The sequence below is a fragment of the Enhygromyxa salina genome (genome assembly GCF_002994635.1).
Taxonomy (GTDB): domain Bacteria; phylum Myxococcota_A; class Polyangia; order Nannocystales; family Nannocystaceae; genus Plesiocystis; species Plesiocystis salina_B.
Genome location: NZ_PVNL01000049.1, coordinates 61,741 through 75,370 on the forward strand (window position 1 = coordinate 61,741; position 13,630 = coordinate 75,370).

Genomic DNA, 13,630 nt, shown 5'->3' on the forward strand with positions numbered 1-13,630 from the left:
GTGATTTCGCGCGTCCCGGCCCGCGGCGTACTCAATCGAACCCCAAAGGATCGTCACTACCAATTATGATTGCGGACCCGATGAGCATCGATGCCGACCTGGCTCGCGCGTTCGAGCATGGCAACCTGATCTTGTGCGTAGGCCCGGCGCCATCGGTGGCGGCCGGACTGCCCGCGCTCGATGATCTCGCGCGTCGCGTGCTCGAGGCCGCCGTTCGCTTCGATCCCTCCCTCGACGGCGCGGGCCTGAGCGAGTGGATCGCTCGCGGCCGCGCGCCCGAGGTGCTCGAGCAGGTCCAGCATCGGCTCGGCGCCGAGTTTGCCCGCGAGGTCGAGCGCGACCTCTCGGATCAGGGCCGACCGCTGCCCGCCCTGGTTCGCTCGATCACGGGCCTGCGCAAGCAGCTGCGGGCGATCTACACGACCCGCCTGGATCGCCTGATCGAGCGGGGCCTGGCCGGGCGCTGGCCGAGCTTCAGCGCCCCCCGGGCCGACATCGCCCAGCGCCGTGGGCTGTTGTTCAAGCTGCGGGGCACCCTCGAATTCCCACAGAGCTGGGTGCTGACCCGCGAGCAAGAGGAGCGCGAGTTTGGCCCCGGCGCGCCCCGTCGGGCCGTGTTCGAGGCCGCGTTCTTGGCTCATCAGCTGCTCCTGATCGGGTTCGACAACCACAGCCACGAGCTGCGCAGCCTGCTGGCGATGATGCCCACCCAGACCGACGGGCAGGGGCCCTCGCACTTCATCGTGCTGCCCGAGTGCAGCGGGGCCGAGCGCGAGCAGCTCGAGCGCCGCGGGCTGCGAGTGTTGCGGACCGACGCCCACGCGCTGCTCGACGCGCTCGGCGGGGTGACCCAAGACGAGGGCCGGACCGCGCCGTCGGTCGAGGCGTGCCCGTATCCCGGACTCGAGGCCTTTCGTGAAGAGCAGGCCGCGCTGTTCTTTGGCCGCCACGCCGAGGTCAGCCAGGCCACCGCGCTGCTCGGTGGGGTGGGGGACGTCGACAATCGGTGGCTGGCGATCGAGGGCCCGAGCGGGGTCGGCAAGTCCTCGTTCGCGCGCGCGGGGGTGGTGCCCGCGCTGCGTCGCGGATTCGCCGAGGGGGTCCCCAATCGCCTGCGCGTGGCCAGCATGCGCCCGGGCACCCGCCCGCTCCACAACCTGGCGATCGCGCTGGCCGGGGCGCTCGAGCTCGGCGACCCCAACCCCGTGCACGAGCGGCTGCTCGCGGATCCTCGGTTCCTGACCACGCTCGCGCAGACCCGCGTGAGCGCTGGCGAGGGCGTGGTGTTGCTCATCGATCAGCTCGAGGAGATGGTCACGATCGCGCCGAGCTCGGAGCGGACCTCGTTTGGCGAGGCGATCACCCGGGCGCTGGACAGCCGCGCGATCTACCTCGTCACCACCACCCGGTCGGACCTGGTCCCGGCCCTGCAGAGCGGGCTGCCCTCGCTCGCGGGTCTGCTCAACGAGCTGGCCCAGCGCTACGCCCTGCCACCGATCAGCCGCGCCGGCCTGCGCGAGGCGATCTGTCAGCCGGCGATCGACGCGGGCGTCACGATCGCCGCCGAGCTCGTCGAGCAGATCTTGGTCGACGCCGACGTCCGGCCCGCGCAGGCCAGCGACGGCGAGACCCGCACGGCCGACGCCGCGCTGCCGCTGGTCGCCCACGTGCTGCGCGGCCTGTGGACCGCGCAGAACATCGAAGACTGCGTGATCACGCTGGACGAGTACCTGGCCATGGGCGGGATCGCGGGCGCGCTCAGTCGCAGCGCCGATCACCTGGTCGGCTCGCTCGGCGCGGGCGAGCAAGGCGACGCCAAGCAGCTGCTGTTGCGGCTGATCCGACTGCAGCCCGACGGGACCGCGACCCGGCGCGTGGTCGAGCTCGCGGAGGCCAGGCAGATCGCGGCCGACGGCACGATCGGGCAGCTCAGCGGCGCGGGGGCCTCGAGCGCCCGATTGTTGTTGGTCCGCGACGACGCCGGTCGCCACGAGGTCGAGCTGGTTCACGAGGCGCTGATCCGCGACTGGGAGACCCTGCGGGCGTGGATTCAACAAGGCCGCGCGCAGCTGCTGCTCGACGAAGAGCTCGAGCGCCAGGCCGACAAGTGGGCGCAGCGGGGACGGCCGAACAAAGATCTGCCGCGCGGTCGCGATGCCGTCGAATTGATGCAGGCCCGCCCGCACGGGCCCAGTCGGGGGCAGCAGCAAGCGTTCCTGGCCGCGCTGGCTCGGATACAAAAGCGACGTCGGATCATCACCGGGGTAGCGATCGTCACGGCGATGCTCGGGGCGGTCGGGGTCGGGGCGCTGGCCCGGCGCGCGCGCTCACCTGTGATCATCGAGGCCTGTCACCTCGTCGTCGAGGGCGGGCCGGAGGTGCGCGAGGCCGCGATCGCGATGCGCTCGGGCGAGGTCTACCCGACCAAGGTCTCGAACGGCCGCGACGTGGAGTTTCGCTGCCCCGATCCCGCCGACGAGGAGGTCACGATGATCGTGAACCTGGTGACCGGCGAGATCCGCTACTTCCCGGGCGCGCGCTCGGGTCAGGCTCTGGACTTCGACACCTCGCTGCCCGGCCTGCCGCCGTCGTTGAGCCAGGCCCAGCTCGCGCAGCTCAGCGCGGTGATGCCCGCGGCCACGCTGAGCAACGGCGACGCGACGCCCTCGCCTGGCACCCCGTCGAGCCCCGGCGCGCCGCCTTCGCTGACACCGGGCGTGCTCCCGCCTGGGCCCGCGAACTCCGGTGGCAGTGGTGGCAGTGGTGGCAGTGGTGCTCCGGGTCCTGACCCCGGCCCCGGTGTTCAACCCCAGGCGGCGCCCGCCGATCCCTTTGTCCCGGTGCCACCGCTGATCGGCTACTGGAACTTCGATGATCCCGCCGAGCAGGTCGCCAACTGGGGCGCCCTCGAGCTCCACGACGGGGCCGCCATCGGGACTGGCGTGTTGCTCCTGCCCGTGGGGAGCTACGCCTACGCGGGCGTGTATCAGGGCGCGCCGATCCGCGAGAAGACCTTCGTGATCTCGGTGGAGCTGCGCGACCTCGGCGGCGAGGGGCTGGTGATGTCGATCGCCAAGCTCGTCGATCCAGTCTGGGACGGCGTCGCGTTTGCGACCGAGCGCTGGGCGGGTGTGAACCAGAGCGTGGTCCAGCGCGCGACGGCGCCCGAGCCCGACGGCGGCCGGTGGATGAAGATCGCGGTCAGCTACCGCGACCTCGACGGCAAGGCGGAGATCACGATCTGCCGTGACGGCGAGCAGCTCGCGCGGGTGATCGAGCCCGCGCTCGCGACCTGGAGCCCCGGCGCGTCGCGGCTGGTGTTTGGCGGCAACCCGAACGCGCTGGACATCGCCATCGAACAAGCCAGCGTCTACGCCGGCTGGATGGGCTGCGCGCAGATCCAGGGCCTGGACGGGGCTGGCCCATGACCCGCCGCGCGCTGCTGATCGGGGTCCCGGGCGGGGGGATCAACGTCGCGCTCGCGGCTCAGCGACTCACGCCAGTGCTGCGCGAGCTCGGGTTCACCACGATCGAACAACGCAGCGGCGACCGTGCCACCCGCGACGGCATCTTGGCCAGCCTCGATCGTCTGACCCGCAGCTGCGAGCCCGGTGACGCCGTGTTCATCCACTACTTCGGGCACGGCGGGCGCGTGCGCTTCACGGACCACGCGAGCGAGCAGGTGTTCGCCTACGTCACCTGCACCAAGAGCGTGCGCGGGGGCGGCTTCGAGGCGATCCTCGACGTCGAGCTGTCGCGGCGGCTGACCGAGCTCGACGCCCGCTGCGGCAACGTGACGGTGATGTTCGACTGCTGCTTCTCCGCCGAGCTGGTCCGCTCGGGCGAGGACGCCGACGTGAGCCTGTCCTCGCAGCGCAGCGAGGCCGCGCCGGACTGGGCCAAGCACGCGCTCATGGCCGACGCCGAGATCGACCTCGCCCTCGACTCGCACCCGCGGATCCTGCGGGTGTGTGGGGCCTCGCCCAAGCGCGAGGCGTTCGCGGCGGTTCGCCAGGGGCGCCACATCGGGCGTCTGACCGAGGCCTTCATCGCCGCGATCTCCGAGGCCGGTGATCGGCGGGATCACTCGTGCTGGGCAACCCTCGGGCATCGCCTGCGCGAGCACGTGGTCCAGGCGCTCGAGATGGAAGGGCAGTGGGTCGCGCTCGCGGGGCCCGTGCAGCGCCGGTTGTTCTCGACGCAGGTAGTCGAGACACCGGGGATGATCAGCTTCGTGCCGGGCGACGCGGGCGTCGGGTGGTTGCGGGCCGGCTGGCATCAGGGCGTCGCGGTGGGTGACCGGTGGGGCATCGTCGATCCTCACGCCGATGACCCTGGCGCGGCGGTGGTCGTCGAGCTCGAGGTCACCTCCGTAGGCCGCAACCGGGCGGACGTCACCGTGCTCGGGGAGCCCGGGACTGAGCTGGTCGCGGGTATGCCTGCGATCGTGCTGGGGCTGCGCGAGCGAATGGCTGTCGGTCTGAGCGAGCCGGAGGCGAAGCGCATGGCAGCGCTCGTGGATGCTTCGCCATGGTTGCGGCGCTCGGACGACACCCCAAGCCAGCGAGTGCGCGTCGAACCAGGCGGCGTGTGGGTCGAGTCGGCCGAGCCCTTTCCACCGGCCGTGTTCGCAACCGGCGAACCCGGCCACGCGCGCGCGCTCGAGCTGCTCGAAGACCGGGCCCGCGTCGCCGCCCTCGCGCGGGCCTGGGCCACCCAGGAGCGCTCCGACTCCCCGCTGCGCTGGCGGTGGAGCTTGGCGAATGATCCCGACCAACCGCTGCCCGAGACCGGCGCCACCCTGCACGCGGGCGACCGGATCCGTGTGGACCTGCAGCTGCAAGCCGACGCGCCACCGTTCAATTGGTTCGTGAGCGTAGTGCTGATCGATCCAGCCGGTCGCCCGCGCTTGCTCAGCACGCGCATGCCCGAGGGCATCGAGCTCGCGCCTGGCGACGCCGAGGTGATTGGCGTTCGCCACGGCCGCTGCGGCGCCCAGGGCCTCGAGCTGACCTGGCCAGCCGAGCTGCGAGCCGACCTCGGGCCCGCCCGCCTGCTCGTGCTCGCCAGCCGCCGACCGATCGAGCTCGCGCACATCGTCCGGCCACAGGCGCGCGACGACGACGACGCCCTCGCGCTGCAGGGCCTGGCCGGCGACACGCTCCGAGACCGCAAGCCCGAGCACACCCACGCCTGCACCTGGCTGTTCGCCGACTTTCATCTTCGCCGCAAGCACCGACATGAACCGTGACCTCGACGACATCCGCAAGCTCGACGCGCCCCTGATCGTGTTCGCTGGCCCGGCGCTCTCCCACACAGCTGGGCTGCCCAGCCGCCCCCAGCTGGTCGCCGCGCTGCTCGATGAAGCCAAGGACTACCTCTCGGTTCGCCAGCACGAGGAGCTGCAGGCGCTCGCCGCTGGCCCCGAGCTCGCCGACGTGTTCTCGGAGCTCGAGCGCGCGCTGACCTCGGCGACCTTTGGTGGCGTCGTCGAGCGCCTGCTCGACGACGAGGACAAGCCCGTCCCCGCGCTCGCCCGCGCGCTCGCCAGGCTCGGCCCGCGGCTGCGCGGGGTCATCACGCCCAACCTCGACCTGCTGCTCGAGCGCGCGTTCGAGGGCCAGCTCGTGGTCCACCCCAAGCCGGTCGCCGATCTCGCCAGTCGCAAGGGCTGGCTGCTCAAGATCCACGGCACCTTGCACGACCGCGCGTCGTGGGTCCTGACGACCGAGCAGCGCGGCCAGGTCATGTACCGCGACCCGCTGCACCGCGAGCTGTTTCGCAGCTTGTTCATGGCTCACCCGATCTTGTTCGTGGGCGTCGCGCTCGACGACCCGATCCTGACGGAGCTCACCGAGCAGATCCGGGCGCTCGCGCAGGGCCAGCCGCCGAGCCACTGGGCGCTCGTCGAGGCCAGCAGCGCGGGGCCGATCAACCGACGCAAATTCGCGGCCGCCGGGATCCGGTTGATCGCCTATGACAACGACGACGGGACCCATCTCGGGTGCGTGCGGATGCTCGAGGAGCTCGGTGGCGACGAGCCAGCGGTTTCGAACGCGCTGCCGCCCCCGATCGCAGCACCGGCACCGGCTCCGCCTGCGGTCACGCCGACGCCGAGCGCAGGCGCGATCAAGCCCGTGCTGTTCCTCGCCGCCAATCCGGCCGGCACCGATCCGCTCCGCGTCGATCGCGAGCTACGAGTGATCCGCGACGCGCTCGAGCGCAGCCGCCACCGCGGCAGCTTCGAGTTCGAGATCCGCACGGCCGCCACGGTCCACGATCTACGCCGCGCGCTGCTCGACAAGGACTACGGCATCGTCCACATCTCCGGGCACGGCGAGCAAGCGGGCCTGCTGCTCGAGGACGAGCAGGGCCAGTGCGTCGAGGTGCCCAAGCAGGCGCTCGCGCGCTTGTTCGCTCGCCATGCAGCCAAGGGCTCGCTGCGCTGCGTGCTGCTCAACGCCTGCTGGTCGCTCTCGATCGGCGAGTCGCCCTCCATGTCCGTGCCCTTCACGATCGCCATGGACGGCCCGATCAGCGACGTCGCCGCGATCGAATTCTCGCGCGGCTTCTACGACGCCCTGGGCGCAGGCATGGACATCGCCGAGGCCCACGAGGAGGGAATGACCTGCGTGGACCTGGTCGCCCCCGGGGCCAAGTTCGACTGCCAGCTGCTGCGTGAGGCCTGAGCAGGCACCTACGACGACGGCAGCAGCGCCCTGATGCGCGCCAGCTCGTCGGGATCTTTGACCTTGAGCACGGGCTCGTTGTCGTACTGCTCGTAATAGATCGTCGACTCGACCGAGTCATCGAACCCGAGCTCGCGCCGGATCTTGCGGTGAAATGGCACGAAGCCGCGGCCGAGCAGGCGCTCGATCGTCATCGCGATCGTCCCGGTCAACCCGCAGATGTAGATCACCGCGCGATCGGGCGTCAGCTCGCCCGGGCTTAGACCAATCGCCTGCTCCAGCGCCTCGATCCGCTCGGGCTTGAAGAAGTCCTCTACGCGGCCGGTGTCGCCCGTCCACTCCGGCGCCTCTTTCGGCCGCGAGATCGTGGGCAGGTAGTGCAGGCCGTTGTCCCGCGCGAGCTGCTCGAGCCGCTCTTTGTAGCCGATCTCGTTCGGGTAGCTGGCGCCGTGCAGCAGCACGTAGGAGCTGAGATCTGCCTTGGGATCGGCCTCGATGTCGGCCTCGACCATGGACGTGAACGGCGCGAGCCCGGTGCCCGCCGCGACGAGGATCTTCAGGCGCTCGTCCTCGAGTCCGATCGTGTCGTCGATGTTGAACTTGCCGATCGCCCGGGTGGTCATGCTCATGCGATCGCCGGGCTTCATGTTCCACAGCAAGTGCGTGAGCGGGTTGTCGCTCTCGGGCTTGTTGACGTAGCGGACATAGAAGTCAATCGTCCCGCGCTGCTGGGGCGCCGACGCGATCGACATCGCACGGCGCACGCTGCCGAGCTCCGGCTTGGCCTCGTTGTTGAGGCCAAGCGTCAGGTACTGGCCGGGGATGAACCAGCGCCCGTCGGGGATCGGCGTATCCGGGACGATCTTGAACACGGCCAGGACGTCGGACATGTCGACCTTGGCCTCGAGGGTGGCGTTGTATTCGAGCGTGCGCGGGGCCATGGGGCTTGCAGCATACGCGCGTCAGGCGGCCGCGTGAAGTCAGCGCGATCGCCCCGAACTAATTGGGACCGCCCTCGCGGATCGGCTCACTGAGCTGATCGGCGCCGACGCAGCCCCAGCAACCCGAACAGCCCGGCGAGCAGCCCCAGACCAGCAGCGCCGCCAGCGGGTCGCTCGACCGCGCAGCCTTGCTTGTTCGCGCCGGGCTCACCGTCGACCGCGGGCGGCCCACCGCTGCTCGAGCTCGCGTTGCTCGAGCCCGAGTCGCCGCCGCCATCGCCCGAGCTGCCGCCCCAGCTGTCGTTGTCGTCGCCGTCGCCCGAGCTGCCGCTGCCGCCATCATCGTCGCCGTCGCCGTCGCCGCCGATCTTACCGCTGCCGACGCCGAACTTGGCCTCCCGGGCCAGCCGCTGCTCCTCTTTGTACTTCACGTAAGTGTCCGGCAGCGGCGGCAGCTTCTGCATCATCCGGGGTCGCGCCTCCGCGAGCCGCTTCCACGCGCCCCCGCCCGGCACCTGACCGCCGCCAGCGGGCGTCTCCGGGCTCAGGATGTACAGCGCCCGGCGGTTGCGGACCTCGTCCACGCTGTCGCCCGTGTTGACCGCCAGCCCGCTCTCGCCCATGCCCGCGTAGTGGATCTCGCACCACGCCCCCTTGTCGACGAAGTACTGCGCGATCGACTTGGCCCGGTTCTCGGACAGCTTCTTGTTGTCCGCCGCGTTCCCGACCGTGTCGGTGTAGCCCACGATGTACAGCTGGACCGTGATGTCGTCGGCCGAGGTCTTGTTGGCCGGGTCGAGATCGTCGATCGCCTTGTTGGCCTTCTCGAGGTGGTCGAGCTCGTGGACGAGCACCGCGAACGCCTCCGCGACCTTCCACTCCTCGTCGGGCTTGATGTTGTACTTGCCCGAGTCGAAGTTGACCTCTGTGTGGGGGATGTGCACAGACCACGGCACCCGCGAGTCGGTGGCCGAGTAGCCCGTGTCGTCCGAGCCCGTCACCTTGATCATGAACACCTCGTCCGCGGTCCGCCAGCGCATCTCGAACGACTCGCCCGCGTTGACCACCTTGTCGGTCACGGTCTCGTCGACGATCATGTCGCCGTCGGTGTTGAACACCTGCAGCTCATGGCTGCTGAGCGTGAACGGGGTCTTGTAGCGGATCTTCTGCTCGTCAACGATGTCTTCGCGGCTGCTCTGCAGGGCCAGCGCGCCCTGGGTCCCGCCTGCGACTGGGCGAATCACCTCGAAGTTGCCCGAGGTGAACGACTCGCTGGCCTCGATCCGGATCTCGTACTCGACCTGCTTGCCCTTTTGCGTCCACGAGACCTTCGTGCTCTTGCCGGCCTTGATGTTGATCGTCTTGTCGACCTCGGTCCCGTCGGAGCCCTTGATCTTGACCTTGACCCCGTTGAGGTTCTCGTCGGCCGTCACCTCGACCGTTGCGTTGCCCTTGGTGTCGGTCTGCGAGGCGTAGCTCCAGTTGAAGCCGCCGAGCGACATGAACAGAGCGAGGAGCGGAGCGGAGAGGGATGAGAGCATCGGATGTCCTTGTGACGGCGAAGGTCGGTCTGAGCCTGAGGCGTTGCTCGCGGATCGCGCCAGCTGCGCCCGGAAGATAGTAACGAAGTGTTCGCTGCCCACCAACGCTCCGGTGCGCTGAGCGGCCCGCAGCCGGCGGAAGGGGGGTCTGGGAGTTGCTGCGAGCCGCGGTCACCCGCTGGGCCCGAGAAGTTCCTCAAGGCATCGAGTAGCGCGCTTCCACGACCGTGTGGATGCCCCCGCGGACCAGGAAGTCGCCCTCCACGACCATCGCGCGGGGCTGCAGCGCCGCCACGAGATCGTCGAGGATCTGGTTGGTCACCGCCTCGTGGAACGCGCCCACGTCCCGAAACGACCACAGGTACAGCTTGAGGCTCTTGAGCTCCACGCAGCGCTGATCGGGCGTGTAGCGGATCCGGATCGTGGCGAAGTCCGGCTGGCCCGTCTTGGGGCACACGCACGTGAACTCCGGACACTCGAAGCGGATCTCGTAGTCGCGCCCCGGCTTTGGGTTGGCGAAGGTCTCGAGCTCGCGCGACGGTTGGCTGGGCACGGGGCGGTGTGTGCCCCGGGTGGGTGGCGCGGTCAAGGTGTGAGCTTGCTCGGACGTCTGGGGGGCTAGCGTGGGGCGGGGGAGCGTGATAGAAGGCGCGTCCATTCCGAACTGACGGCGGGTTTAGCTCAGTCGGTTAGAGCGCCTGGTTGTGGTCCAGGAGGTCGTGGGTTCAAATCCCATAACCCGCCCTACTTTTGGATAGACAGTTGGTGGATGAGTGCCGGGGAGTCCTCGCACGTGCCGTTGTCCGATCGGGATCACGCGCAACGCGAGCGCGCCGATCACTGCCCGCAAGCTGCTACAATGTCGCCGTGTCGAGCGCGCGCCCGTCACCGTCCCCGCTGTCGGTCGAACTCCACGGAGACTTCGGCGGCAAGGACGTTGCACCGGATAACTTCGACGTGGTCCACGCGATGAACTACGTCAGCGCGCTCTTGGATCTGCTCTCGGCGCTCGCAGACAAGCAACAAGAACCACTATCGCTACAAGGGATGACGCTCGCGCCCGGCAGCGTGGTGTTCGACATCGATGTCGAACAGCCCTCGACCGCCCGACGTCTGGTGACACAAGCGGGAGAGCTGGTCGCCGGTCGCACACTGGCCCCGCGCGGCCTTCGAGCCCGCGTCACTCGGGTGAGGGAGTCAGTCTCGCAGCTGGGCCCGGGCGTGCGCTCTGTTGTCAAGGTTGGACGTCACAAGACCGTGATTGCGCCGCCAAACATCGACACGAACGCTCGGACGCAGGAAGAGGTAGAGCTTCGGGCGCGAGTGTTTCGGGTTGGTGGCAGTCCCCCTCGGGTTTGGGCAATTACCGACGTTGACGGTGAGTTCAGGGCCGAGCTCGATCATCGACTCGCTGCGGATATAGCCGGCTATCTCTATCAGGAGGTGGATTTGGTTGCCACGATCGAGAGGACGGACGAGGGCCGGATCGTCGACGCGACGGTTCATCGCTTCTTCCCCCTCGACGAGACAGAGGACGAGGCAGAGGTGTGGCGGCGCTGGTTCGCGCTGGCCGGAAGTGGGTGGGAAGACATCGAGGACATCGAAGCGGAGCTAGACCGCAACATTGAAAAAGCAATCTGATGGTTGATATAGATCCCGAGTCCCTCCCCGCAAGGTGTTTGGTTGATACTGGTGTGCTGATTCGTTCGCTGGGGCAGTTCGAAGACGAACACACACAGGTGTGCAGGGCCTTCTTCGAGCAGATGATCGTGAAGGGACAGCGAATGCTCGTTGCCGCGCCTTCCATCGCGGAGATGCTCCGAGGCCAACCGCAGCCACTGCCTCGGACCAAGAGCTTGATCCCGGTAGCGTTCGACTCCCGCGCGGCCGAGGTGCTTGGACTCGAGATTCCCGTGGCAGTGCTCCGCTCGGAGTCGAGCATCACCGGGCACTCGCGTACGTACCTCAAGTACGATGCGATGATTGTCGCGTGTGCGAAACGCTGGGGGGCGACCTGTATTGTGGCGTTGGATGGCGATCATCGGGTTCTCGCCAAGTATGTCGAGATGCCTGTGCGTCACCCGCGGGAGTTCCTTTGCAAGCAGATCGCTATCTCATTCGATGGGGAAACCCAAGGTGAGTAGGTGGCGAGGCTCGGATCGCGCAGCGTGGATCGGTTCTAGTTGTCGTCGGCCGGCAAAAATAAATGTCGTCGATCAACCTGCGGGTACGCCTGATGGCCAGTTGCTGCGGCTCTTTTCGCAACGACGGAGTGAGAGTGATCGACCCAGCACTACTCGAACTCGACGCGTTCGCGTAGCTTCCGGTCAAATGCTCGCCACTTCGGAGCCAAGGCGGCCTTTAGCCCTCGCTCCGCCGCTTCTCCAAGCCCGGTGCCGATGATCCCACCCACGCCGACCACTCCGCCCACGAGGGGGATGCCGAAGGCAGCGTCTAGCCTAGCAGGCCGCCCGTAACCAATCCGAACGCCTGCAGGCCGAGTCGACGTAGCGTCGATCCGTTCATCCGTCGCTCTGCGGCCGTTACAGCATCTGCGTACGCTTTCTGAACGTTGTCGTTGAAGCTCCCTGACTCCGCTTCCGCCGCTGCCGCTTCGATCTCGATGAGAATCTTGCGAAAGGCGTCGATGTCTTTCTGGTTGCGCAGGTCAGCAATTTCTGTCCACGGCAGGTGTTCGACTCGTGGAAAAAGCCTTCGCCGCTCGTCAAAAATGACCCACCTCTGCTCGTCAAAAGTGACCCACCCAAGAGCAGCCTGAGCTGAGCGAAAACCAACGTGGCCGTTGGCCCCCGCCCATTACTGGGCGGTCCATCCCGATCGCAGTGACGCTTGCGGGCGATGCCCCGCACGCGCCCCTGTCGGATCTGCCGTCGATGGTTCCAACCGCACCCGCGAGCCGGCGCGCGCCAGCGCGTGTGCAGTGAACCCGCGTGTCAGCGGGAGCGACACCGTCGCTCCTGCGCGGACTGGCGACGCGAGAACGCGGCGGACGAGAAGGCCGAGCGCCTGCGACGGCGGCTGCGAGCGCCGCTCGAGCAGGCGTCACCCGCGGTCCTGGCCGGACTTCGGCTCGACGTGGTGCGAGACGCAGTGAGCCCGGAACTTGCGGTAATCATTGAAGAAACCGGCGAAGTACTCGGAGATTGGGTGCGAGACGCAGTGCGTGGCCAACCGCTTGGAATCACTGGGAAATCCGGCGGACTACCCCCGGCGCCCTTGAAAGACGCCATCGCCAGCGGACCCGGGCCTCCCTAGCGTCGAGGGGCGATGCAACTCGAACTCAGCGACCTGGATCTGCGCTACGCGTCGCTGCGGATCGTCGACCAGAGCCGACAGCGTCGGCTGGTCGCGTCGCTGCTCGAGCACGGGCAGCTGACGCCCGTGCTGGTCGTGCGCGACGACTCGCGCTGGGTCTTGCTCGACGGCTACGTCCGCGTCGCGGCCCTCGCCGAGCTCGCCCGTGACCTCGTCGATGTCGCGGTGCTCGAGGTGCCCGAGGCCGACGCGCTGGTGCTCGCGCATGGCCTCGACAACGGCCGCGAGCGTACGGCCCTCGAGGAAGGATGGCTGCTGCGCGAGCTGATTGAACAGCACGGCCTCGCCCAGTCCGAGCTCGCGCGACGACTCGATCGCGCGGCGAGCTGGGTGAGCCGTCGGCTGGCGCTGGTCGAGGCGCTGCCCGAGGCCGTGCAGGAGTCAGTGCGCGCTGGAAAAGTCAGCGTGCAAGTCGCGACCAAGATCCTCGTGCCCTTGGCCCGGGCCAACGTCGACGACTGCGAACGGATCGTGCGCAACCTCGGGACCGAGCGCGCGAGCGTGCGCCAGATGACGCGGCTGTACGTGGCCTGGAAAGAGGCCGACGACGAGGTCCGCGAGCGACTGTGCACGCAGCCGCGACTGTTTTTGAAGACCCTCGAGGCCGAGGCAAAGCCCGAGCCCGAGGACGACGAGGCCGCCGCGACGCTGAAGGATCTGTCGATGCTCGCGGCGGTGTGCCTGCGTCTGTGCCGACGCGCGCGCGAAGGCGGCGAGCCGGTGACGACACGCGGACACAAGGCACGGGTGGTCGCGTGGCGACGAGCCAAGGGCTGCTTCGCGGCCTTGCATGGGCACTTCGACCCGGAAGAACAGGAGACGAGCGATGCTGGACCTCGACACACGAACCGCGATCTTTTGCGCCTGTCCGCCGAGGGACACGGCGTCCGGGCGATCGTGCGAATCCTGAACCTCTCGCGCGGGGCGGTCCGCAAGGTCCTGCGTAGCGGGGTCGCCGAGGTCCCTGCGCTCGACCGCGACGAAATACTCGACGATCACCTCGCGCGCGTCCGCGAGCTGCATGGCAGCTGCAAGGGCAACCTGGTGCGGGTCCACGAGGAGCTCGCCGCCGAGGGGATCGAGGTCGGCTACTCGAGCCTGACGTCTTTTTGCCGACGCCATG

The 13,630-nt window shown here is 68.5% G+C and carries 9 protein-coding genes and 1 tRNA gene; 7 read left to right on the top strand and 3 right to left on the bottom strand.

What is annotated here, in order from left to right; all coding sequences use genetic code 11:
• Positions 1 to 80: 80 nt before the first annotated feature.
• The 3 genes from ENSA7_RS12660 to ENSA7_RS12670 are packed head-to-tail and all read left to right on the top strand — an operon-like array spanning position 81 to position 6,689.
• Positions 81 to 3,428: an nSTAND1 domain-containing NTPase gene (locus tag ENSA7_RS12660; RefSeq protein ID WP_181233686.1), complete on the top strand. Its 3,348-nt coding sequence runs from the start codon at positions 81 to 83 to the stop codon at positions 3,426 to 3,428.
• On the top strand, positions 3,425 to 5,251 hold the full coding sequence (locus ENSA7_RS12665; RefSeq protein WP_106089529.1) for a caspase family protein: 1,827 nt from the start codon (positions 3,425 to 3,427) through the stop codon (positions 5,249 to 5,251). The genes ENSA7_RS12660 and ENSA7_RS12665 overlap by 4 nt, the downstream gene beginning before the upstream one ends.
• Positions 5,241 to 6,689, top strand: a complete 1,449-nt coding sequence (locus tag ENSA7_RS12670; protein ID WP_106089530.1) for an SIR2 family protein — start codon at positions 5,241 to 5,243, stop codon at positions 6,687 to 6,689. Before ENSA7_RS12665 ends, ENSA7_RS12670 begins: the two co-directional genes overlap by 11 nt.
• A gap of 8 nt (positions 6,690 to 6,697) precedes the next feature.
• Here ENSA7_RS12670 and ENSA7_RS12675 read toward each other — a convergent pair whose 3' ends face one another.
• The 3 genes from ENSA7_RS12675 to queF all read right to left on the bottom strand — a co-directional run bounded on the left by ENSA7_RS12675 (position 6,698) and on the right by queF (position 9,724).
• Positions 6,698 to 7,630: a ferredoxin reductase domain-containing protein gene (locus ENSA7_RS12675; RefSeq protein WP_106089531.1), complete on the bottom strand. Its 933-nt coding sequence runs from the start codon at positions 7,628 to 7,630 to the stop codon at positions 6,698 to 6,700.
• A gap of 86 nt (positions 7,631 to 7,716) precedes the next feature.
• The gene (locus tag ENSA7_RS12680) at positions 7,717 to 9,171 is read right to left on the bottom strand and encodes an OmpA family protein (RefSeq protein WP_106089532.1); all 1,455 of its coding nucleotides are present in this window, start codon (positions 9,169 to 9,171) and stop codon (positions 7,717 to 7,719) included.
• Positions 9,172 to 9,367: 196 nt separating this feature from the next.
• Positions 9,368 to 9,724, bottom strand: coding sequence for a preQ(1) synthase (queF, locus tag ENSA7_RS12685; protein ID WP_106089533.1), 357 nt, complete (start codon positions 9,722 to 9,724; stop codon positions 9,368 to 9,370).
• Between the two features lie 117 nt (positions 9,725 to 9,841).
• On the opposite strand from queF, the gene ENSA7_RS12690 reads away from it, so the two are divergent.
• The 4 genes from ENSA7_RS12690 to ENSA7_RS12705 all read left to right on the top strand — a co-directional run.
• A tRNA-His gene (locus ENSA7_RS12690) sits at positions 9,842 to 9,915 on the top strand.
• Positions 9,916 to 10,038: 123 nt separating this feature from the next.
• Positions 10,039 to 10,812: a hypothetical protein gene (locus tag ENSA7_RS12695; protein ID WP_106089534.1), complete on the top strand. Its 774-nt coding sequence runs from the start codon at positions 10,039 to 10,041 to the stop codon at positions 10,810 to 10,812.
• Positions 10,812 to 11,315 carry a type II toxin-antitoxin system VapC family toxin gene (locus ENSA7_RS12700; RefSeq protein ID WP_106089535.1) on the top strand — a complete coding sequence of 168 codons (504 nt, stop codon included), beginning with the start codon at positions 10,812 to 10,814 and terminating at the stop codon, positions 11,313 to 11,315. Before ENSA7_RS12695 ends, ENSA7_RS12700 begins: the two co-directional genes overlap by 1 nt.
• Positions 11,316 to 12,459: 1,144 nt before the next feature.
• Positions 12,460 to 13,630, top strand: a 1,171-nt coding sequence (locus tag ENSA7_RS12705; RefSeq protein WP_106089536.1) for a ParB/RepB/Spo0J family partition protein, incomplete at its 3' end; no start/stop codon positions are given.

Excerpts from the sequence above, each read along its gene's own strand:
- ENSA7_RS12660 (WP_181233686.1), top strand. The coding sequence starts at position 81 with ATGAGCATCGATGCCGACCTGGCTCGCGCGTTCGAGCATGGCAACCTG.
- ENSA7_RS12665 (WP_106089529.1), top strand. The coding sequence starts at position 3,425 with ATGACCCGCCGCGCGCTGCTGATCGGGGTCCCGGGCGGGGGGATCAAC.
- ENSA7_RS12670 (WP_106089530.1), top strand. The coding sequence starts at position 5,241 with ATGAACCGTGACCTCGACGACATCCGCAAGCTCGACGCGCCCCTGATC.
- ENSA7_RS12675 (WP_106089531.1), bottom strand. The coding sequence starts at position 7,630 with ATGGCCCCGCGCACGCTCGAATACAACGCCACCCTCGAGGCCAAGGTC.
- ENSA7_RS12680 (WP_106089532.1), bottom strand. The coding sequence starts at position 9,171 with ATGCTCTCATCCCTCTCCGCTCCGCTCCTCGCTCTGTTCATGTCGCTC.
- ENSA7_RS12700 (WP_106089535.1), top strand. The coding sequence starts at position 10,812 with ATGGTTGATATAGATCCCGAGTCCCTCCCCGCAAGGTGTTTGGTTGAT.